The sequence below is a fragment of the Halolamina sp. C58 genome, from assembly GCF_051195095.1.
In the GTDB taxonomy this organism is placed as follows: Archaea; Halobacteriota; Halobacteria; order Halobacteriales; family Haloferacaceae; genus Halolamina.
In genome coordinates this window covers 1,538,307-1,558,771 of record NZ_JBNTJY010000001.1, presented here as the reverse complement: position 1 = coordinate 1,558,771, position 20,465 = coordinate 1,538,307, and the positions used below count along the sequence as shown (strand labels likewise).

Here is a 20,465-nt window from a genome sequence, read left to right as displayed (position 1 = left end):
TATAGTTGCTGTGCAGAGGCTAAAACCGTTGGGCTCTGAACTCAGTCACCCGCTCCGCGACGGTCAAGAGCCGACTCCAACTGGTCGTGCCGGCCCGGAGCGCGGTCAGATCCGCCGCTTCGACGGTCACTTCGACGGTGTTCGCCTCGCGAGCCACGCGCGCGCTGGCCCGGTCGTCGTCGACGCCGCCGACCTCGGGGTCGAGACTGGCGGCGACGCGTCTGGCGCGGTCGGGAGAGCCGTAGGAGACGGAGAGCGTCGCCGTGTGTGCCGTCACTTCACGTCGACTTCCTTCACGTCGCCGCCGCGCTCCTTCAGCAGGACGCGGTGGCCACAGTAGGGACAGCGCACGCCGCCGTACTCGTCGAGTTCGACGTCGCGCTTACAGCGGGAGCACTTGTAGCTCATGCGTTACTCGCTGTCTTCGGAGAGTGCCGCGCGAATGGAGCGCTGGACCGAGCGACCGCCGGGCGTCTCCGGGCGGTAGGCGCCGCCGGTGAACGTCTCGCCCGTCTCCTCGTTCTTCCAGATGCCGGTGCCGATGCGTTTGACGGAGTCGCCGTCGACGGTGGCGTTCTCCATCGCGTCCTCGATCTCCGAGACGCGTCGCCGGGAGACCCGCCCGTAGCGCGCACCGAAGCGACCGGCGCTGCCGACGGACCGGGACTTGTTCTCAGCCATAGTGCACGGGAGTAGCCCCAGTACGCACAAAAACCCTGCGAGTCGCACCGCCCCCGTCAGTCGTCCTGATACCCCGCCTCGACCAACGCTTCGTTGAGCGCCTCCCGGACGCGCTCGCCGGTCTCGCGGTCCATCGCCGTCGTCACGACACGGTTCTCCTGCACGCTGGAGCCGTCCCGGATCAGCAGCCGGACGTTGCCGCTCTCGCCCGCCCGCGTCGCCTTCGCCCGCACGCCGCCGCGGCTGCCGCCACCGCCGGCCTCGATCGGCCCCGGGATGAGCTTCTTCACGTTCGGATGCGACGCGACCGTGTTCACCACGTCCCGGCCGTCGCGGCCGCCGATGAGGGTGGAGTGGGAGCCGCCGAGCTTCTCCGTCGGCGGGGTGTCGACCACCGCCAGCGACCGCTCGCCGCGCTGGCTCCGCACCCGCTCGACGGGCTCGTCGTCGGGGACGCGGTAGAAGCGGTGGTGGAGCTGGGCGCGACACTCCCGCAGCGGCTCGCGCGCGCCGGCGGCGTACACCTCCTCGGGGCGCTTGCGCCGGATCTCGTCGGCGACCTTCCCGGCGAAGTTGCGGAGTTCGACCACGCGCGCCTCGGGGTCCTCCTCGGGGACGGTCGTGATCGTCGTCTCGCCGACGATCTCGGGCTCCTCCCCGTCGGCGTGCTCGGGCGGGTCGCGCAGGAACGTGAGCGTCGCGCGTTCGCGCTCGAACGCGACGACGACGGCGTCGCAGTTGGCGGTGTCGCAGGCCAGACAGTAGTCGCCCGGCCGGTCGAGTTCGGTGCCACACCGCCGACAGTCCATGCCCGAGGCAGGCGATTGTGGGGGAAAAGCGGCGTGCTTCGGCCGGCGCGGGGGAACGTTCAACTCTCTGCCGGCGAAAGCGCCCCCGTGTCCCGACGTGCCCTCCACGCGCTCGTCCTGCTGCTCGCCCTCTCGGCGACGCTCACGCTCGCCGCGCCCGCGATCGCGGCGCCGCCGCCCGAACCGGTCTGTACGAACTGCGCGCCGGCGTACGAACGCGCCGCCGCCGACGCCGGCGTCGACGTGACCGTCGCCCGGAGCGCGGCGGTCGTCACGCTCGCCGAGAGCGGCAACGCGACGTGGCGTGTCGGTCTCGCGCTCGAAGGTCCCGACGCCGAACGGCTCGCGCGGAACGACAGCCTCCACCGCCGGCTCGCAGCCGAGGCGGTCGGCACGGAGTTCGTCGAAGCAGGCCCCGGACCCGGCGTCGACCGCGTCGGTGGCGGCGGCGGCCCGCGGTTCCCGGACGTCGACCACGTCCGGTACTACCGGTTCCGCGACCCCGATTTCGCCCGGCAGACGGTCGGTGGCGCCGTGGTCGTCACGGAGTTCCGGCAGGATCTCCAGGGCGAGAACTACGCCGGGCTCGGCGTCGATCGGCTGTCGGTTCACAGCTTCCTCGACGTGACGCACACGCTGCCCGGAACAGAGACGATCAGCGGACTGGAGGGGACCGTGTTCTCGATCACTGAGCCCCGAACCGGGCTGGTGACGTTCGAGCCCCGTACCGGCGTCGCCGGCCACGCGAGCTACCTGCCGACGCTCCTCGGTCTCGCAGAAGTACTGCTCCCCGTGGTCGTTCGGAACGCCGCCGTCGTCGTCCTGCCGGCGCTGGCCGTCCACGCGCTCGTGACCGGCGGACTGTTCGCGCTCCTCGCCGGGAGCTTCCCCGACCCGGACGATCGCTGGCGACGAGGGGTCGCCGCACTCCTCGGCGCGACCGCCGCGCTCCTCACTCTCCAGCCGTTGCTCGGCGGGACGCTCGGTGCACCGTTCCTCGGCGTTGCCGAACCGCTGCTGCTCGGTCCGGCTGCCGCGTTCGCGGCCGTCGCCGTCGGGCTCGTTCGACCGTCGATGATCGGCGACGGTTCACCGAACCGACTCGCGGTCCGCGCGCTCGGGACTGGTGCCGCCGTCGGCGTCCTCGCCGGCACCGTCGCCCCGGGAACGACGGGGTGGAGGTTCGCCGCGTGGGCGTTCGAACCGACACCGCCCGGCGCGACCGCGTGGGACGGGCTCGGCTTCGCGCTGATGCTCGGGGGGCCGACGCTCGCGCTGCTCCCCGCCGGCGCCAGCCTTGCGGCGGGCCGAACTCGCGCGGCGCTGGGCGTCGCGCTCGCGGGCGCTGCGCTCGGCTGGATCGCGTCGCCGACGCTCTACTTCGCACAGACCGGACTGCTCGTGCCCGGGATCCTGCTCGGCTTCCCGGCCGTCAGCGCCGCGTTACTGCTCGGTGCGCCGCTGCTGCTGGCGGGGTGGGTGCTCGGCGAGGAACGAGCGTCGACACCGCCCGAGGCCTGACCGCTCACAGATCGGTCGGGTCGGTTTTCAGGTACTCCCGGAGCACCGCCGTCGCGTAGCTTCCCGAGGGGAGCGCGAACTCGAACGTCAGTGGATCGCGTTCGACGGTCATCTCGGTGTCGACCAGTATCGCCCGCCGCGTGCCCGTGGACTCGAAGTTCCCCGGCAGGTCGAACATCTCCGGCGCCAGTCCGAGCTCGTCGAACACCTCGCGTTCGATCTCGCCGGGCTCGCCGTCGGCGAACTCGGTTTCGGTCCCGATGAGGGGGGCGGTCACGAACGCCCGACCGCGCTCGCAGTGCCGCGTGAGCACGCCGACGCGGTCGCCGGTCGCGCGCTGGAGCCGGTCGGGGTCGGGCTTCCGGACGGCGTCGACCGCGTTGTCGGCGAAACAGCACACGTCGCCCTCGACGGGCTCGTGGAACGGGAGCCCACGGCCGAGACGCTCGCTCAGGATCCGGTTGAACGCGTACGACTGGGCGGCGTTGACGAACAGCCGCTGGAGGTTCGACGGGACGGCTTCGAGCGCGTGGCGCCAGTCGTCCGGCTCCCCGCCGTCGGCGCCGCCGGCGTTCCGCTCCTCCAGCCGGTGGAGCATTGACCGCTCGTACCCCAGCTTCCGGGGCATCCGGTCGAGGCAGGCGCCCCAGTCGGGATCGTCGCTCGCGGCCTGTTCGTCGACGAACGCCCGGGCCTCGCGGGTGTCGTCGGGTTCGGTGTCGTAGGGGTTGCCCACGTACGCCAGCACCGCGTCGCGCCACTCCCCGCGGACGGTCGCGAGCCCGACTTCGTGGGTGACGGGCCGGCGGCTGCCGAACCGCTGGTGGCCGAAGGCGTTGGGAACGCCGATCCGCCCCTCGTCCCCGCCGGCGAACGCCCGCAGTTGGTCGGTGATCTCTGTCGCGTTCTCCGGACGAGCGGCGTCCCGGACCGTGATCTCGAACGCGTTGCCCGCGAGGTCGCCGTAGGAGAGATGTCGACCGGCGCGGCCGACGACCTCGATCTCGGCGTCGCGGACCTCGGGCAGGTCCTCCGGGTCGGCGTCGTACACCGAGAACAGCTGGGTCGTGACGGCGTGTTTGTCCTTCGTGCCCGCCCAGTCGACGCGTTCGCGGGAGGCGCCCATCGCGTCGGAGAGCCGCCCGGCGAAATCGTTGGTGTCCCAGCCCGACAGCGTCGCCCGGAGCACGAGGTAGGGGTAGTCGTCGGCGCCGCTGTCGACGGGCTCGGTGTCGAACGCCTCCAGCTCCCGAACGCGGAACTCCTCCGGCCGGTCGCGGAGCCGGCCGCCGACGCCGTCGGCGTCGCTGACGTACCACTCGACGCCGACGATCCGCTCGCGGGGATGGGCTTCACGCATCGCCCGGGAGTACCCCGCCTCGGGGGTTAACGCTGTTCGTCCCGTGTTCGGAACCCCCTCGACGAGGATAGATCGTGCCGACTCTGGGAACGGTTCGAGAAGCGGCGTCGGTTCGGGTTCTGCGGCGATCGGTCAGTAGAGCGAGAGGTCGCCCGTCACGCGATCGACCACCTCGTCCTCGCCGGGACCGATCGCGACCGTCGTCGCCGTGCCGGGGTCGAGCTGGGTGTGGCCGGCGTCCCGGACGACCGCGTTGGGGAGTCCCTCACGCTCGGCGCGGTCGGCCAGCTCGAACAGCTGGTCCTCGCCGCTGCCCTTCAGGACGACCTTCTTCTGTCCCTCGCCTTTCCACGCCGTCCGGGTGCGGCTGTCGGCGTCCTCGTACGCCGAGAGCGAGGCGTGTGCGACCTGTGCAGCCAGCTTCCCGGTCCCCATCCCGAGGTCGGTCCGCGCGACGATCGCCTGCTTCATACCCGACTCTCCCGCGGCGCGGGGGAAAGCGCTTCGGGAGTGCGGCGGGGTCGGCACTAGCCGTTGACGGCAGGCTATTTGCCGCTTCGGCGACCAACGTGGAGCGATGGCTGGTCCCCGCACGCCCCTCCTCCGACCGGATCGGTACTTCGGTGAGCGCCCACCCCAACTGGCCCACGCCGCGATCGTCGTCGCCGTCGTCGCGGTCGTGAGCGCCGCCGGGGTCGCCGTGTTCCTCGATCAGTTCGCCGCCGCGCTCGACACGACGGTGACCGTCGACAACCCGGCGTACCCGGGCGACACGTTCTGTGAGGATCCCGCGTTCGAGCAGACGCCGAGCGGCTGTGACGAGCCCCCGACCGTCGAGCGGCAGCTGGGCGCCATGGTCGCCCAAGAGCTCTCGTGGCTGCCGATCGCGGTGGCCGTGATCGTCCCGCTCTGGTGGCTCTGGCAGGCCGTCGTGCTCCACGCCGCCGGCTCGGTCGCCGGCGGGTCGGGTAGCGTCGGGGAGGCGCTGCCCGTCGCGGGCTGGGGGATGGCGCCGAGCCTCCTGCGGCTGCTCGTCGTCCTCGGCTTCGCGATCCGCCGACTGCGTTCGGTGTCAGTCCCGGACGACCCCGAAAACGCCCTCGCCGTGCTCCAGTCGGCGATCGCGGGCATCGGGACGGTCAGTCTGCTCGCGGTGCTCGTCGTCGCGCTGTGGGCCGGCGCGATCCGAGCGTACGGACTGGCCGACAGCCACGACCTCCCGGTGCCGAGGGCGGCCGTCGCCGTCGTTGTGCTCACCCTCGTCGGGCTCCTCTTCGAACTCGGCTGAGCCGTCTTGCGAACAGGCAGGCTCACGGCTCCCGAAGCGGTGCGCTGCGCTCCCGCTCGTCGCTCCGGGGCGGCTCTCAGATCACGGGGGGCTGGTCGCGCCCTCCCTTTTCAACTCTCGGCGGACCGGGGCGTTTAGGCCCCCGCGGCTCTCTCCCTCGGGTATGATCCTCTCGGACCGCGACATCCTGCGCCGGATGGAGGAGGGCGACCTCGTCGTCGACCCCGTCGACGACCTCGACACCCAACTGCAGCCGGCCAGCCTCGACCTCCGTCTCGGCGAGGAGTTCCTCGAGTTCCAGCGCACCAACATCTCCTGCATCCACCCCAACCGCGAGCAGGAAGTGGGCGACTACGTCCGGGAGACGACCGTCCCCGAGGGCGAGGAGTTCATCCTCCACCCCGGCGACTTCGTGCTCGGGACGACGAAGGAGCGCGTGGATATCCCAGACGACCTGATCGCCACCGTGCAGGGGCGCTCCTCGCTGGGCCGACTCGCGGTCGTGATCCACGCCACGGCGGGGATCGTCGACCCCGGCTACCGCGGGCAGATCACGCTGGAACTCTCGAACCTGGGCACCGCACCGGTCGCGCTCTCGCCCGGGATGCGCGTCTCACAGCTCATCTTCACCGAGCTCTCCTCGGCCGCGGATCGCCCGTACGGCGTCGAGCGCGACTCGAAGTACCAGGACCAGTCCGGCCCGCAGGCGTCCCGGATCGGCGTCGATCCGGAGTTCTCGGAGGGGAAGGAATGAAGTTCGTCGAGGAGGTCGTCGTCGACGCCTTCCTCCCGACGTACCGGGCGATGCTGGCCGAGCGGCTCCGGGACCGCGGGCTGACGCAGGCGGAGGTCGCCGACCTGCTCGGCGTGAGCCAGTCGGCCGTCTCGAAGTACGCCCACGGGGAGGTCGACGTCCACCCCGACGTGGAGGGCGACGAACGCGTGCGTGCGCTCGCCGATCGCGTCGCGGAGGGGCTGGCCGACGGGACGCTCAGCCGCGTCGGCGCGCTGGTCGAGACCGAAGTGCTGATCCGCGAACTGGAGGACGGCGACCTGCTCGCCCGCCTCCACGAGGAGGCCGTCCCGGAACTTGCGGAGGCTGACGCGACGTTCGCGGTCCACGACGCTGACTCGGCGCTCCGGACGAGCGAGCAGGTGCTCGCCTCCGTCCGCCGGGGGCTGAGGGTGCTCACCAACGCCTCCGGCTTCGCGGGGCTGATCCCCAACGTCGGCACGAACCTCGCGGAGAGTCTCCCGGACCCCACGGGGATCGAGGACGTGGCCGCGGTGCCGGGCCGGGTCGTCGACGTGAAAGGCGCCGCGACGGTGCCGGGCGACCCGGAGTTCGGCGTCAGCGAGCACGTCGCGGGCGTCCTGCTCTCGGCTCGGGCCGGCGGCGCCGACGCCCACGCCGCGGTCAACGTCGCCTACGACGAGGAGATCCTCGCGGCGTTCACGGACGCGGGCTATCGAACCGTCGAGTTCGACCCCGGGGCGGGCGAGGACGCCGTGGAGGCGGCGATTACGGCGGCCGATTTCGACACGGAGGAGCCGTTCGTGCTCTACCAGACCGGCGCCCACGGCGTCGAAGCGATCACCTACGTGCTCGGCCCCGACGCGCCGACGGTCGCCCGCGCTGTCGTAGAGACGCTGCTGCGGTAACGCGACGACGCTTCTCAGACGATCCCGAACAGCGGCGCGGCGAGCGCGGCGAGCCACCCCACGACACCGACAGTGACGATGCGCCGGTCGTCGCGGGCGCTGCCCGAGGCGACGATTCCCAGCGTCAGCGCCAGCGCGATCCGGTGGCGAACGATCCGGCCCGGGATCGGTTCGACGCCGACGAGCGTGAGGTCGAGCAGCGTTGCGACGGCGACCCCGCCGAACGCCAGCACCGCGGCCCGGAACGCGGGACGATCGCGTGCCAGCCGGACCGCGGCTGCCGGCGGAACGGCGACGAGGACGGGGTAGCCGACAGCGACGTACAGCTTCGGGTTCACGCCCGGGGCGACTGCCTCGGCGGCCAGCCCCCACGCGCGGACGCCGAGGACGACCCCGAGGAGCGCGACCGGGAGCAGGAGGTCACGTCGCGTCAGCCGTCGGGTCGTCAGCGGGACGGCCGCGCCGAGCAGCGTCGCCGCCGCGAACTCGACGGCGAGCCACGAGCCGTCGCTGCCGCCCCCCGCGTGGCCGTGGCGCTGCCGGCTGACGCCGTCGACGAACGGCTCGTCCGCGAGGTCGCGATCGACGAACGCCGCGCCCGGACCGACGCCGGTGACGGTGTGTCTGAGCCGGAACCAGTCCCAGTACTCCGTGTGGGCCTGTAGCGCCGTCCAGTTGCCCGACGCGCTGGGGTAGGCGCGGATGTGAGTTCGCGCGCCGAAATACTCCCCGACTGCGAGCTGGTAGGCGGGCGCGACCCACTCGCCGCCTCCCGCGCGGTCGGCGCTGACGTAGGTGTAGCGTACCGAGCCGTGGGCCGGCCGCCACGGCGACACGTCGACGCTCGCGTTTCCGACCCCCGTCCAGTTGGCGTCAGACCGCCCGACGAACGCCCGCCGGACGCGGTCGGGCTCGCCGAAGAGAACGACGTTGAGTGCGAGCGTCCGCCCGTCCACCGACCGACTCCGGCTCGTGTACGGCCAGACGTAGCTCTCGGTTCCGTCAGGGGAGACCAGTTGGTCCGGGGGCGGCGGCTGCTCGGCCGCCGGCGCCCCGGCTGCCGCAGTAGCGGCCAGCGCGGCGACGACGAGCAGCGCCGCCAGCATGGGGCGACGTGAACGCACGGCCCCGCGTTGCGCCGCCACCGACAATACTGTTGGCGTCGGGTAGCTGTCGCCGACACATCCGCCGCCGGCGCTCGGCTTATCCGGCTCGCTCCCCTCCGTTCGCCCATGAACATGCTCGTCGACGGCGAGTGGCGGATCGACGCCTACGAATCCACGAACGAGGAGGGGGAGTTCGACCGGAGCGAGAGCAGCTTCCGGAACTGGCTCGACGGGAGCGTCGCCGCCGCGGGCGAGGCACCGAAATCATCGGAGTTCGCGCCCGAGTCCGGCCGCTACCACCTCTACATCTGCCGGGCCTGCCCGTGGGCCCACCGCGCGGCGATGACCCGACAGCTCCGCGGGCTGGAAGAGGAGATCTCCATCTCGCTCGTTCAGCCCGAGCGCTACGACGAGGGGTGGGAGTTCTCCGCGGAGCACCCGGACCCCTTCCACGACTACGAGTACCTCCGCGAGGTGTACACCGACGCCGACCCCGACTACACGGGCCGGGTGACGGTGCCCGTGCTGTGGGACAAACAGGAGGAGACCATCGTCAACAACGAGTCCAGCGAGATCATGCGGATGCTCGACACCGCGTTCGACGGCAACGAGTTCTCCCTGTACCCCGAGGACCTCCGCGGCGAGATCGACGAGATCGTCGACGCGATCTACGAGCCGATCAACAACGGCGTCTACCGAGCCGGCTTCGCGGGCACGCAGGACGCCTACGAGGACGCGGTCGACGACCTGTTCGACGCGCTCGACCACTGGGAGGACGTGCTCGCCGACCAGCGCTACCTCGCCGGCGACGGCGAACGCCTGACGCTCGCGGACGTGGCGATGTTCGCGACGCTGGTCCGGTTCGACCACGTCTACCACACCCACTTCAAGTGCAACCGCCGGGCGATTCACGAGTACCCGAACCTCTGGGGGTACACGAAGGACCTCTACCAGACCCCGGGAATCGAGGAGACGGTGAACATGGACCACATCACTCGTCACTACTACGTCAGTCACGGCGACCTCAACCCCACGCGGATCGTGGCTGTCGGCCCGGATATCGACTTCACCGAGCCCCACAGTCGCGACGAGCTCCCCGGCGGTCCGCCCGCGGCGCTGACCGAGTAGACCGCCAGTTCCTTCTCGTGGCCGGCCCGATCCGGCCACATGGTCCTCGGACTCTCCGGCTCCGATCTGTTCGCCGTCGCGATGCTGCTCGCCGGCGCGGTCGTCCTCCTCGCGAGCGCGCGGTACGTCTGGCGTGCGAGTGCGGTGGTTCGCGCGGACGCGGCCGACTCGCTCGCCGGGATCGACTCGGGCTCGCTCGTCCGGCTCTCGGGAACGGCCGAACCCGGCGCCGACGAAGAACTCCTCACGGCCCCGTTCTCCGGCACCGACTCGCTGGCCCTGCGCTACGCCGTCGAGGAGCGTCGGCTCAGCCCGTACCTGCTGCCGTGGTTCGTGACGATCCACGAGCGTGCGGGCTCGGTGCCGTTCCGGCTCCGAACGCCGGCGGCGGTCGTCGACGTGACCGAACCGACACGGACGGTGACGCTCGACACCGAGCGCGTCGCGACGGTGCGACCGGACGAGACCCCGCCCGAGCGTGTCGAACGGTTCGAGCAGCGGACCGACGCGCTCCCGTCGACGACGTTCTGGCACGCGCGACCGCCCGGACTCGGACCGGTCGTGAACGCGCTCTCGCTCGGCACGCGGCGGTACACCGAGCAGCGCGCGTCGCCGGGTGACGAGGTGACGGTCGTCGGCCGCGTCAGCGAGGGCGGCGTCGATCCGCTGGTGGTCTCGGACCGCTCGCCCGCGGGGACGCTCCGCCGGATGGCGGGCATCTCGCTCGTCGGGCTCGCGATCGGCGCGTTCGTGGTCGCGCTCGGGCTCGTGCTGCTGGTGGCCTGATCGCCGGGAGGGGAAGGACCTTGGGCCCGCGGCCTCATCTCGGGGTATGCCCACGCCTACCGAGCGCGTTCGCGCCTGCGAGCGCTCGCAGATCCGCGTGATGTTCGACCTCGCGAACGCCGCCGACCGCGACCTCGTCCGCCTCGAAGTCGGGGAGCCGGACTTCGACACGCCCGAGCACATCGTCGACGCCGCCGCGGAGGCCGCCCGCGCCGGCGAGACACATTACACCTCCAACGCCGGCCTGCCCGAACTCAGGGAGGCCATCTCGGACACCCTCGACCGCGAGTACGACGTGACGTACGACCCCGAGCAGTTCGTCGTCACCAACGGCGGGATGGAGGCGCTGCATCTCGCGGTGCTGTCGGTGCTCGGCGCGGGCGAGGAGCTGTTGATCCCCTCGCCGTCGTGGCCGAACTACTGGACGCAGGCCCGGCTGGCCGACGGCGTGCCGGTCGAGATCCCGATGCCCGAGGAGACGGGGTACGCGCTCGACGCCGAGCGCGTGATCGACCGCATGGGTGAGGAGACGGGCGCCGTCGTCCTGTGCTCGCCCGCCAACCCCACGGGACAGCTGTACGACCCCGACGAGATGCGCGCGGTCGTCGACGCCGCGGCCGAGCACGACGCCTACGTGATCGCCGACGAGGTGTATCTCGGCCTCACTTACGACCGCGATCCCGTCGGCCTCGCCGCGCTGACGGACCACCCCGAGCACGTGCTCACGGTCGGCTCCTGCTCGAAGACGTACGCGATGACGGGCTGGCGGGTCGGCTGGCTCGGCGGCCCCCAGAACGTGATCGACGAGGTGACCAAGATCCACGAGAGCACGACCGCCTGCGCGGGCTCGGTCGCCCAGCACGCCGCGATCGCCGCGCTCACCGGGCCACAGGAGCCCGTCGAGGAGATGTACGACGCCTTCGCGGAGCGCCGGGAGTACGTCGCCGACCGGATCGAGTCGATGGAGGGCGTGTCGGCGCCGACGCCCGACGGCGCGTTCTACGCGTTCCTCGACGTGGACCTCCCGGGGAACAGCCTCGACATCGCGAAACGCCTGCTCCGGGAGCGCGATGTGGTGCTCGCGCCGGGTGACGGGTTCGGCGAGGCCGGGCAGGGGAAGCTCCGGCTCTCCTTCGCGAACTCGCTGGACCAGCTGGAGAAAGGGCTGGACGGGATCGAGGCAGCAGTTCGAGAGAACTGACGACTGCGGTTGCTGTGCGGTGGCGCGAAGCGGGCGCACCTCTGTGTGCGCCCCGAGCGCGAGGGATGAGCGACCGAACGAAGTGAGGGAGCGAATCGGCTGAGGAGGTTCGTGGTCGTTGCTGTCGGGGTGGGACTGAAAGGGGCTGGCCGCTGGACGAAGGCCGGCGACGAAAGCACCGCAGCGAAGCGAGGAGCGCAGCGAGCCGCCCGAGTCCAGCGGCCAGGGGCTTTCACGGTGTTGCTGATCACCGAACCTGCAGTCGCCGTCCCAAATCTATGGGACCGAGCGCGCCCTCTCTCCGGAAAATCCACCGAGAACTACCGCATCAACTCCCCACCATTAACGTGCAACGTCTCCCCGGTCACGAACCCGGCATCACGTAAGTAAGCACACCCGTCAGCAATATCTTCCACCTGTCCGATCCGCCCCACCGGGATCGCCGCGATCTCCTCGGCCAACTCCTCCTCCGTCCGATCGCTCACCATGTCCGTCTCGATGTGCCCCGGCGCGACCGCGTTCACCCGGATCTCCGGCGCGAAGTCCCGCGCGTGGCTCTTCGTCAGCGAGAGCAGCGCGCCCTTCGAGGCCGCGTAGTGCACCTCGATCGGCGCGCCCGTGAACGCCAGAATGGACGAGATATTCACGATCGACGGCGAGTCCTCCGACTCCCGAAGGTACGGCAGCGCCGCCTTGGTGACGTTGAACGCGCTGTTGACGTTCACGTCCATCACGCGGTCGAAATCGTCCGGCGACAGCTCTTCGGTGAACACGTGCTGGTCGATCCCGGCGTTGTTGACCACGTGATCGACGCCGCCGAACGCCGAGACGGCCTCCTCGACCAGTCGCTCGGCCGCCGCCGGATCCGACACGTCCGCGCCGACGACGATCGCCTCCTGCCCCGCCGCTCTGACGCGCTCCGCCGTCTCCTCGGCTTTCGCCTCGTTGGTGTGGTAGTTCACCGCGATGTCGTAGCCGTCGGCGGCGTAGCGTTCGGCGACGCCGCGACCGATTCCTCTGGACGAGCCGGTGACGATGGCTGCTGGCACGGTCACCTATCCGTCGCTGTGGCACTTGGCTGTCGGGGTGGCGGCGACGGCGGCCGCGACGTTTACACTGGACACACCCCCGTCCCCACGGCCGCGACGCACTCTTGCCCGTGGGAACCCAACCCACGGGCATGCGCGGTTCCAGCCGCCTGCGCCGCCTCGCGCCGCCGCCGCGAGCGGTGGACTGGGCGATCCTCGTCGCCGTCGCGAGCGCCGTCGCGACGGGGCTGCTCGCGTGGACCGGCTGGCTCCCGCCCGCGCTGCTGGTCGACCTCCACGGGATCGTCGGCCTCACGCTCGCCGGGCTGCTCGTGTTCAAGTTCGCTCGCGTCGCCAAGCGCGTGCTCGACCGCCGAGCGTGGGATCGCGCGACGCCGATCTCGATCCTCCTCGGCGTCGTCGCCGTCGCCGCACTCGTCTCCGGGGCGTTCTGGGGGCTTGGTGGGAACGTCCCGATCGGGCCGTGGACCACCCTCAACGCCCACGTCGGGCTGGGGCTGCTCGCGATCCCGATCCTGCTCGTCCACCTCCGCGCGCGGCTGCGGCTCCCCTCCAGAACCGACGCTTCGCGGCGCAGCGCGCTCCGGCTCGGCGGCCTGCTCGTCGCCGGCACGATCGCGTGGCGCCTCAGCGAGGCCGTCGCCGCGCTCGGGGGGACGATCCGCGACACCGGTTCGAAGCCGACCGGCGAGCTGTACGACACCGAGACCGAAGGCGGCTCGTTCCCCGTCACCTCGTGGGTCGCCGACGATCCCGACCCGATCGACCGCTCGGACTGGTCGCTCACGGTCGCCGGGCTGGACAGTGAGGGGAGCGAACTGGGGTACGACGAGCTGCTCGCCGCCGCCGGCGACGAGCGCCGCGCGACGCTCGACTGCACGAGCGGCTGGTACACGGTCCAGAACTGGCAGGGAATCCGCGTCGGCGACCTGCTCGACCAAGCGGGCGTCGACGCCGAGGCCGCGGACGCGCGCTGGGTCCGGTTCGTCAGCGTCACGGGCTACCGCTGGAGCCTCCCGATCGCGGAGGCCCGGGAGGCGCTGCTCTCGACCGCCATCGACGGCTCACCGCTCGGCCACGGCCACGGCGGCCCCGCGCGGCTGGTCGCGCCCGGGCGCCGGGGGTTCCAGTGGGTCAAGTGGGTCGAACGCGTCGAACTCCGACGCGACCCCGACCCGGCGCAGTGGGCGGTGACGCTCGTGAGCGGCTTCGACTGACCGCGGCGCGGCTTTTTGCCTGTTCGGTCCACCATCCGGGTATGGAGCGCATCGCAGTCGACGACGTGGACGGCCGGATCGGCCCCGCCGCGGTGGTGCGGGGGCTCACGGAGCCGCTCGGGCTGACGGATCTCGCGATGAACTACTACGAGCTCGAACCCGGCGACTCCTTCGCGTACGCCTACCACAGCCACGAGATCCAGGAGGAGGTGTTCTACGTGATCGAGGGGACGGCGACGTTCGAGACCGAGTCGGGCGATGTCGAAGTCGGCCCCGGCGAGGCAGTCCGGTTCGGTCGCGAGGAGCTCCAGCGCGGCTGGAACCGCGGCGACGAGCGCGTCGTCGCGATCGCGATGGGCGCACCGCTTGAGTACGGCGAGTCGGTGACGCTGCGCGACTGTCCCGCGTGTGAGGCGGAGACCGACAACGAGCTCGGCCGCGCGGACGACGACGACGCGATCGCGGCCCACTGTACGCAGTGTGGGACCGAGACCGGTCGCTGGTACCGCGGCTCGATGCCCGGCGAGGTGCCCTGACTACTCGTCGTCCGCGGCTTCGTCGGCCGTCGCGGGCCCGCTCTCGCCGTCGCGATCGCGCTCGCGGTCGGCGAGGATCGCGAAGCCGGGGAGCCCGATCCCGAGTCCCAGCAGGAACGGCACCCAGAACAGCGGCTCGCCGACGAACAGCAGCGCCAGCGAGAACACGAACGCGCCGATCACCGAGAACCCCGCCAGCCGGTCGAGCCGGTAGCTCCGTTCGGTGTCTCCCTCGGTGCCGGGCTGTTCACTCATACGCGGACCGACGCGGCGAGCGCTCAAAGGGACTGTGTTCCGGCGACGGAACCGATGTCCCGCTCACACCGAGAACTCGTACACGTCGTCGCCGACGTGGTGGAGCGACTCGATCACCTTCCCGCTCTCGCCGACCATCTCCTCGCCGGCGACCAGCGCGCGGCCGACCGCCAGCGCCTTGCCGTGGCTCTCCTCGACGATCACGACGAGGTCGCCCTCCTCGATCGTCCCGTCGGCCTCGGTGATCCCCGGCCGCATCACGTCGGCGCCGTTGCTCACGAACGACACCGCACCGGCGTCGACGGTGACGACGCCCTCCTCGGGCGGGTGAGCGTTGGCACCGCGGACCGAGAGGAACGGTTCGCCGTCGTAGTACAGCACGTCCGGGTCGCCGTCGACCAGCACCACGTCGAACTCGGTGTCCTCCAGCTCCACCAGCTCGTAGGTGTCGGCGTCCAGTTCGACGCCCAGCCCCTCGCTGAGCGCGTCCTCGATCTCGGCCACGGCGTCGCTGCGCAGATGGTGGCGGGAGCTGATCTCCATACCCGCCTGTGGACCGTCTCGGGGGATAAATCGCCCGCTCCGAACCGCGCCGTCGAACCGCTTTTGCCCGGGGGCGCCGACCGTCGAGGGGATGCCTCCGCTCTGGCCCGCCGCCTTCCTCCTCGTCGGCGTCCTCGTCTGGCTCGGCGCCGCGCCCGCCCCGCTGACCGGCCTCCGGCTCCTGCGGACGCCCGACCGCCCTGTCTCGGACCTACTGAGCGACCGCCCCGACAGCGCCTGCTTCACCGGGACGGTCGTCGAGACCGAGGACGGCGGGACCGTTGAGGCCCCCTTTTCGGGACACCCGGCAGTCGCGATGGCGTACCAAGTGCTGGAGGAGGAGTCCTCTGCGCTGTGGTGGCTGTTCGGCTTCACGCTGTGGCGCCCGACCAGCTTCGAGCCGATCGACGGCGGCGCCGTCGCCAACTCGTTCCTGCTCGATGACGGGAGCGGGCAGGTCCGTGTCGACCCGAGCGGTGCGACGTTCCGGCTCGAACCGGACACGGTGATCGGCGTGAAAGGCGGCGACACGCCGCCGGAACGGATCCGACGATACATCGACGCTAACGAGGATATCGACGACGAGGACGTGAGCCTGAACCTCGGCATCGTCGACTGGGGCGTCGGGACCGACCGACGCTACGTCGAGCGCCGGCTAGAGCCCGGCGACGAGGTGCTGGTCTGTGGCGCCGCCCGGGACGCCCGCGGCGCCGTCGGCGCCGTGCAGGCGACGATCGACAGCGGTCGGCCGTTCCTGCTGGCCGACGCCGACCGCCGGACGCTCGCCCGACGCCTCCTCGTCGGCAGCCCCGCCGCAGTACTGCTCTCGCTGGCGCTGGTCGCGGGTGGCGGGCTGGCGTACGCCGGCTTCTTCGGTCTGCTCTGACCCCGCGCATCGCGGAACACGGCTCGCGCCCCGAAACGCCTACCTGCCGGCTCCGCCAACGGGAACCATGAGCGAAACTGACGACGCCCAGGCCGCGGCCGGCACCGCCGAGGGGCAGGGCCCCGTGCTGATCTCCGAGGCCCTCGACGAGGCGCTGGCCGAGAAACGCGAGGAGCTGTTCGAGGAGTTCGACCTCCGCGACGAGTTCCCCCCCGCGGTGATGCGCGAGGCCGAGCGACGCATCGAGAACGTCGAACAGGAGATTCAGGACGAACTCGACGATCGGGAGGACCTCCGCGATCTGACCGCGTGGACCACCGACCCCGCGGACGCACAGGACTTCGACGACGCGCTCTCCGTGAAAGAGCACGACGACGAGTACGTGCTCTACGTCCACATCGCCGACGTGAGCCACTACGTCCACCCGGACTCGCTGATGTGGGAGGAGGCCGTCGAGCGCTGCAACACCGTCTACCTCCCGGGGTACACGACCCACATGCTCCCGCCGGCGCTGGCGGAGACGGTCTGCTCCCTCGTCCCCGAGGAGGACCGACTCGCCCACACCGTCGAGATGCATCTCGACAAGGAGGAGCTCTCCTTCGAGGAGATCGAGATCTACAAGTCGGTGATCAACTCCGACGAGCGCCTCACCTACACGCAGTGTGAGCACCGCCTCGACGACGAGGACGCGCCGCTGCACGAGGAGAACACGCTGGCGTTCGAGCTCGCGGACCGCATGCACGAGCAGCGCAAGGCGGACGGCTCGCTCGTGCTCAACCCCCGGCGGGACCGGGCGCACACGATGATCGAGGAGTGTATGCTGAAGGCGAACAAGGCGGTCACGCACACGCTGATGTGGGATCGCGGCGTCGAGGCGATGTACCGCGTCCACCCCCAGCCCACCCCGGACCAGTGGAACGAGGCGCTGAAGGAGATTCAGGAGCTCGACGGCGTCTCCATCCCGGGCGAGGCGTTCGGCGACGACCCGCGGAAGGCGGTCAACGCCGCGCTGGAGGAGTCGCCCGGGCGCTCGCTGGACAAGATCCAGCGCGCCGTGCTGAAGGTGATGCCCCGCGCGAAGTACATGAACGACCCCTTCGGCGGCCACCACGCGCTCAACTTCGACATCTACGGCCACTTCACCTCGCCCATCCGGCGGCTGTCGGACCTGATCAACCACTGGATCGTCCACACCAACGAGGTGCCCGAGGATCTCGTGGAGCTCTGTGACCGCGCTTCGGACAAGCAGAAGGACGGCGAGACGGCCGAACGCCTGTACAAGCAGTTCATGCAGGAGCAGGGACTGGATCCGCACGCGGTGAACAACCGCGGGGTCGAGGTCGTCGACGCCGAGGACGCCGACCACGACGTGTAGGGCGGCGAACCGCCGTGCAGTCCGTTTCGGCGGGAACCACCCGGACGCTTATAGTCGCGGCTGCCGACGACCGAGTATGAGCGACGACGACGGCCCGCAGGTGCCGATCCACTGCCCCGAGTGTGAGACCACCACTCGCGTCCCCTTCTCGGATCTCGAGGATCGGATCGAGAGCCACAACGACGCGGTGCACGACGGCGACGACGTGGCCCAGGTCGATCCGGGCGTCGCCGAGCAGTTCCAGAACATCGTCGTCGAGGAGGAGGGGCTGCTCGAGGACGACGCCTGACTGCCGAACGCTTATGCCGACGCTGACCCTGGTTCGAGCGTGATCCGTGACCGCCGCGGGGTGAGCGAGACCGTCGGCTTCGTGCTCGTGTTCTCGCTCGTGCTGCTCACCGTCGGCACCGTCCTCACCGTCGGCTACGGCGGCCTGCAGGACGTGCGCGACGCCGAACGCGTCAACAACGCCCAGCGGGCGTTCGACGTCCTCGCGAACAACATCGAGGACATCACCGCCCGCGGCGCCCCCAGCCGCGGCACGGAGATCCGACTCGCCGAGGCCAGCCTCGGCCGGGGGGAGCCGACGATACTGAACATCTCGGCGGACTGGGGGGCGTCGAACTTCTCGACGGGGAACGACAGCCTCGGCTCGATCGTGTACGAGGCCGAGGGGACCCAGATCCGCTACGCCGCCGGCGCGGTGACGCGAGTCCAGTCCGACGGCTCGGTGATGCTCGTCGACCCCAACTTCGTGATCTCCGATCGACGGGTGATCCTCCCGGTGGTGGAGCTCGTCGTCGAACAGCGCAGCATCGCCGGGTCGCGCACCGTGTTGGTCCGGTCGGTACGGAACGACCGCACCGTGGAACTCGACCGTGAGGCGGTCGATCGGTTCGAACTCAACGTCACGAGCCCGGCGACCGACGCGTGGGAGGGGTATCTCGAGGACGAGGGGATGAACTGCTCACGCCTCGACGACGACCGCCTCGCCTGCTCGATCGAGAACCTCGATCGCGTCCAAGTGGTCCGCTTCACGATCGAAGTCACGTTCGGCTGAGGCGGGGGCCGAACTTCTGCCGTCGCTCGACTGAGACGGACTATCGGGAGGAGTAGTGAGCGAACTCTCAGTGAGGGAGTGAAGAAGTGGACTCGCTGGGATTTGAACCGGAATCAGACGGTCCTGCTCGGTTCGCTTCGCTCACCTGTGCGGGCTGCGACTGATAGGGGTTCAAATCCGCTCGCCCATTCTCGCTCCCTCGTAGAACTCGGTCGCTCCGATGGACTCGCTGGGATTTGAACCCAGGGCCTCTTCCTTGCGAAGGAAGCGATCTACCACTGATCTACGAGCCCGCAGTCGAATCGAGGCGGGGGAGCGGTTTGAACGTTGCGCTTCCTCGTCGACCCCGCGGCGTCGACACAGCCGTCGCTTGCCGGCGTGAGAAAACGGGGAGAACGGAAAGCCGCTCAGTCCTCGAGGACGATCTCGATCGAGACGTCGTTCGGGACCTGAATCCGCATCAGCTGGCGGAGCGCGCGCTCGTCCGCGTCGATGTCGATCAGCCGCTTGTGGACCCGCATCTCCCAGTGCTCCCACGTGGCGGTCCCCTCGCCGTCGGGGGACTTCCGCGAGGGCACGTTGAGCTCCGTCGTCGGGAGCGGGATGGGGCCGGACAGCGAGACGCCCGTCTTCTCCGCGATCTCGCGGACGTCGTCACAGATGTCGTCCAGGTCCTCGGGGCTCGTACCCGTCAGACGGACGCGGGCCTGTTGCTCGGGCATCTATCGCTCTTCGACGCTCAGGACCTTGCCGGCCGCGATGGTCTGACCCATGTCGCGGATGGCGAAGCTCCCCAGCTCCGGGATCTCGCTCGACGGCTCGATCGAGAGCGGCTTCTGGGGTCGGACGGTGACGACCGCGGCGTCGCCGGACTTGATGAAGTCCGGGTCCTCCTCGGCGACCTCGCCGGTCGACGGGTCGATCTTCTGGTCGATCGACTCGATCGTACACGCGACCTGTGCGGTGTGGGCGTGGAACACCGGCGTGTAGCCGGCGGTGATCACGCTCGGGTGCTGCATGACGACGACCTGCGCCTGGAACGTCTCCGCGACGCTGGGCGGGTCGTCGGCCGGGCCACACACGTCGCCACGGCGGATGTCGTCCTTGCCGATGCCGCGCACGTTGAACCCGACGTTGTCACCGGGCTCGGCGCTGGGCACCTCCTCGTGGTGCATCTCGATCGTCTTCACCTCGCCGCCCACGTCGCTGGGCTGGAAGGAGACGTTGTCGCCCGTGTTGAGCGTCCCCGTCTCGATCCGTCCGACCGGGACGGTCCCGATGCCGGAGATGGTGTAGACGTCCTGGATCGGCAGACGCAGCGGCGCGTCCGTCGGCGGCTCCGGCTCCGGGAGGTTGTTGAGGGCCTCCAGCAGCGTCGGGCCGTCGTACCAGGCGGTGTTCTCCGAGGCCTCGGAGACGTTGTCGCCCTCGAACGCCGAGATCGGGATGAATGTCGTGTCGTCGGTTGCGAACTGGACCTGGTTCAGCAGGTCCTCGACCTCACCGATGACCTCCTTGTAGGAGTCCTCGCTGTAGTCGACGAGGTCCATCTTGTTGACGCCGATGATGAGCTCGTTGATACCCAGCGTGCGGGCCAGGAACACGTGCTCTCGGGTCTGGGGCGCGACGCCGTCGTCGGCCGCGACGACGAGCACCGCGTTGTCGGCCTGCGAGGCGCCCGTGATCATGTTCTTCACGAAGTCACGGTGGCCCGGACAGTCGACGATGGTGAAGTAGTAGTCGTCGGTGTCGAACTCCTGGTGGGCGATGTCGATGGTGACGCCTCGCTCTCGCTCCTCGGCGAGGTTGTCCATGACGTAGGCGAACTCGAAGCCGCCCTTGCCCTTCTCCTCGGCTTCCTCTTTGTGCTGCTCGATGACGTGCTCGGGGACGCTCCCTGTCTCGTAGAGGAGCCGGCCCACGAGCGTACTCTTCCCGTGGTCGACGTGGCCGATAATGGCCAAGTTCTGGTGCGGTTTGTCTTCGCTCATGGTGGATTCAC

25 protein-coding genes and 1 tRNA gene are annotated in these 20,465 nt (G+C 70.3%); 13 read left to right on the top strand and 13 right to left on the bottom strand.

Annotated features, from left to right (window positions below):
• Positions 1-19 precede the first annotated feature (19 nt).
• From ACQUSM_RS08125 to ACQUSM_RS08110, 4 genes are read right to left on the bottom strand one after another with little or no spacing between them, the layout of a single operon-like run.
• Complete coding sequence (locus ACQUSM_RS08125; RefSeq protein WP_435117553.1) at positions 20-277, bottom strand: KEOPS complex subunit Pcc1; 258 nt, start codon at positions 275-277, stop codon at positions 20-22.
• Positions 274-408, bottom strand: coding sequence for a DNA-directed RNA polymerase subunit P (locus tag ACQUSM_RS08120; protein ID WP_049981803.1), 135 nt, complete (start codon positions 406-408; stop codon positions 274-276). Before ACQUSM_RS08120 ends, ACQUSM_RS08125 begins: the two co-directional genes overlap by 4 nt.
• Positions 409-411: 3 nt before the next feature.
• Entirely contained in the window at positions 412-681 is a 270-nt protein-coding gene (locus tag ACQUSM_RS08115) for a 50S ribosomal protein L37ae (protein WP_435117551.1), read from the bottom strand.
• Between the two features lie 56 nt (positions 682-737).
• Positions 738-1,490 carry a DUF2103 domain-containing protein gene (locus ACQUSM_RS08110; protein ID WP_435117549.1) on the bottom strand — a complete coding sequence of 251 codons (753 nt, stop codon included), beginning with the start codon at positions 1,488-1,490 and terminating at the stop codon, positions 738-740.
• Positions 1,491-1,577: 87 nt separating this feature from the next.
• Between ACQUSM_RS08110 and ACQUSM_RS08105 the strand changes: the two genes are divergently transcribed.
• On the top strand, positions 1,578-3,011 hold the full coding sequence (locus ACQUSM_RS08105) for a hypothetical protein (RefSeq protein WP_435117547.1): 1,434 nt from the start codon (positions 1,578-1,580) through the stop codon (positions 3,009-3,011).
• 4 nt (positions 3,012-3,015) lie between these two features.
• On the opposite strand, the gene truD is transcribed toward ACQUSM_RS08105, so the two are convergent.
• On the bottom strand, positions 3,016-4,371 hold the full coding sequence (gene truD, locus ACQUSM_RS08100; RefSeq protein WP_435117545.1) for a tRNA pseudouridine(13) synthase TruD: 1,356 nt from the start codon (positions 4,369-4,371) through the stop codon (positions 3,016-3,018).
• A 132-nt stretch (positions 4,372-4,503) separates the two neighbouring features.
• Entirely contained in the window at positions 4,504-4,842 is a 339-nt protein-coding gene (gene pth2 / locus ACQUSM_RS08095) for a peptidyl-tRNA hydrolase Pth2 (protein WP_053947205.1), read from the bottom strand.
• A 106-nt stretch (positions 4,843-4,948) separates the two neighbouring features.
• Here pth2 and ACQUSM_RS08090 point away from each other — a divergent pair, with 106 nt between their 5' ends.
• The 3 genes from ACQUSM_RS08090 to ACQUSM_RS08080 all read left to right on the top strand — a co-directional run bounded on the left by ACQUSM_RS08090 (position 4,949) and on the right by ACQUSM_RS08080 (position 7,321).
• Positions 4,949-5,659 (top strand): YIP1 family protein, encoded by a 711-nt coding sequence (locus ACQUSM_RS08090; protein WP_435117542.1) that lies wholly within the window; start codon positions 4,949-4,951, stop codon positions 5,657-5,659.
• 163 nt (positions 5,660-5,822) lie between these two features.
• Positions 5,823-6,413 carry a dCTP deaminase gene (gene dcd / locus ACQUSM_RS08085; RefSeq protein ID WP_435117540.1) on the top strand — a complete coding sequence of 197 codons (591 nt, stop codon included), beginning with the start codon at positions 5,823-5,825 and terminating at the stop codon, positions 6,411-6,413.
• Positions 6,410-7,321, top strand: coding sequence for a thiamine-phosphate synthase family protein (locus tag ACQUSM_RS08080; protein ID WP_435117538.1), 912 nt, complete (start codon positions 6,410-6,412; stop codon positions 7,319-7,321). Before dcd ends, ACQUSM_RS08080 begins: the two co-directional genes overlap by 4 nt.
• Positions 7,322-7,335: 14 nt before the next feature.
• Here ACQUSM_RS08080 and ACQUSM_RS08075 read toward each other — a convergent pair whose 3' ends face one another.
• Positions 7,336-8,445 (bottom strand): hypothetical protein, encoded by a 1,110-nt coding sequence (locus ACQUSM_RS08075; RefSeq protein ID WP_435117536.1) that lies wholly within the window; start codon positions 8,443-8,445, stop codon positions 7,336-7,338.
• 108 nt (positions 8,446-8,553) lie between these two features.
• Here ACQUSM_RS08075 and ACQUSM_RS08070 point away from each other — a divergent pair, with 108 nt between their 5' ends.
• Genes ACQUSM_RS08070 through ACQUSM_RS08060 form a run of 3 tightly spaced genes read left to right on the top strand, consistent with a single transcriptional unit; the run spans position 8,554 to position 11,542 of the window.
• Positions 8,554-9,555 carry a glutathione S-transferase family protein gene (locus tag ACQUSM_RS08070; RefSeq protein ID WP_435117534.1) on the top strand — a complete coding sequence of 334 codons (1,002 nt, stop codon included), beginning with the start codon at positions 8,554-8,556 and terminating at the stop codon, positions 9,553-9,555.
• 39 nt (positions 9,556-9,594) lie between these two features.
• Positions 9,595-10,341, top strand: coding sequence for a hypothetical protein (locus tag ACQUSM_RS08065; RefSeq protein ID WP_435117532.1), 747 nt, complete (start codon positions 9,595-9,597; stop codon positions 10,339-10,341).
• 46 nt (positions 10,342-10,387) lie between these two features.
• Positions 10,388-11,542 (top strand): pyridoxal phosphate-dependent aminotransferase, encoded by a 1,155-nt coding sequence (locus ACQUSM_RS08060; protein ID WP_435117530.1) that lies wholly within the window; start codon positions 10,388-10,390, stop codon positions 11,540-11,542.
• A 320-nt stretch (positions 11,543-11,862) separates the two neighbouring features.
• Here the strand turns inward: ACQUSM_RS08060 and ACQUSM_RS08055 are convergent, their stop codons facing one another.
• A complete protein-coding gene (locus ACQUSM_RS08055) occupies positions 11,863-12,597 on the bottom strand; it encodes an SDR family NAD(P)-dependent oxidoreductase (protein WP_435117528.1) in 735 nt (244 codons plus the stop codon).
• Between the two features lie 125 nt (positions 12,598-12,722).
• Between ACQUSM_RS08055 and ACQUSM_RS08050 the strand changes: the two genes are divergently transcribed.
• Together ACQUSM_RS08050 and ACQUSM_RS08045 are read left to right on the top strand one after the other, a co-directional pair.
• A complete protein-coding gene (locus ACQUSM_RS08050; protein ID WP_435117526.1) occupies positions 12,723-13,808 on the top strand; it encodes a molybdopterin-dependent oxidoreductase in 1,086 nt (361 codons plus the stop codon).
• A gap of 41 nt (positions 13,809-13,849) precedes the next feature.
• Positions 13,850-14,344: a cupin domain-containing protein gene (locus ACQUSM_RS08045; protein ID WP_435117524.1), complete on the top strand. Its 495-nt coding sequence runs from the start codon at positions 13,850-13,852 to the stop codon at positions 14,342-14,344.
• Here the strand turns inward: ACQUSM_RS08045 and ACQUSM_RS08040 are convergent, their stop codons facing one another.
• Positions 14,345-14,599, bottom strand: a complete 255-nt coding sequence (locus ACQUSM_RS08040; protein ID WP_435117522.1) for a hypothetical protein — start codon at positions 14,597-14,599, stop codon at positions 14,345-14,347.
• A 63-nt stretch (positions 14,600-14,662) separates the two neighbouring features.
• Entirely contained in the window at positions 14,663-15,142 is a 480-nt protein-coding gene (locus ACQUSM_RS08035; protein ID WP_435117520.1) for an RNA-binding protein, read from the bottom strand.
• A 91-nt stretch (positions 15,143-15,233) separates the two neighbouring features.
• On the opposite strand from ACQUSM_RS08035, the gene ACQUSM_RS08030 reads away from it, so the two are divergent.
• From ACQUSM_RS08030 to ACQUSM_RS08015, 4 genes are all read left to right on the top strand, one after another.
• On the top strand, positions 15,234-16,028 hold the full coding sequence (locus tag ACQUSM_RS08030; RefSeq protein WP_435117518.1) for a GIDE domain-containing protein: 795 nt from the start codon (positions 15,234-15,236) through the stop codon (positions 16,026-16,028).
• Between the two features lie 67 nt (positions 16,029-16,095).
• Positions 16,096-17,403, top strand: a complete 1,308-nt coding sequence (locus ACQUSM_RS08025; RefSeq protein WP_435117516.1) for a ribonuclease catalytic domain-containing protein — start codon at positions 16,096-16,098, stop codon at positions 17,401-17,403.
• A 76-nt stretch (positions 17,404-17,479) separates the two neighbouring features.
• The gene (locus ACQUSM_RS08020; protein WP_435117514.1) at positions 17,480-17,692 is read left to right on the top strand and encodes a hypothetical protein; all 213 of its coding nucleotides are present in this window, start codon (positions 17,480-17,482) and stop codon (positions 17,690-17,692) included.
• A gap of 39 nt (positions 17,693-17,731) precedes the next feature.
• Positions 17,732-18,463, top strand: coding sequence for a DUF7289 family protein (locus tag ACQUSM_RS08015; RefSeq protein WP_435117512.1), 732 nt, complete (start codon positions 17,732-17,734; stop codon positions 18,461-18,463).
• 221 nt (positions 18,464-18,684) lie between these two features.
• On the opposite strand, the gene ACQUSM_RS08010 is transcribed toward ACQUSM_RS08015, so the two are convergent.
• The 3 genes from ACQUSM_RS08010 to tuf all read right to left on the bottom strand — a co-directional run bounded on the left by ACQUSM_RS08010 (position 18,685) and on the right by tuf (position 20,454).
• A tRNA-Ala gene (locus tag ACQUSM_RS08010) sits at positions 18,685-18,756 on the bottom strand.
• 114 nt (positions 18,757-18,870) lie between these two features.
• Entirely contained in the window at positions 18,871-19,185 is a 315-nt protein-coding gene (rpsJ, locus tag ACQUSM_RS08005) for a 30S ribosomal protein S10 (protein WP_053947221.1), read from the bottom strand.
• Positions 19,186-20,454: a translation elongation factor EF-1 subunit alpha gene (tuf, locus tag ACQUSM_RS08000; protein WP_435117509.1), complete on the bottom strand. Its 1,269-nt coding sequence runs from the start codon at positions 20,452-20,454 to the stop codon at positions 19,186-19,188.
• Positions 20,455-20,465 lie beyond the last annotated feature (11 nt).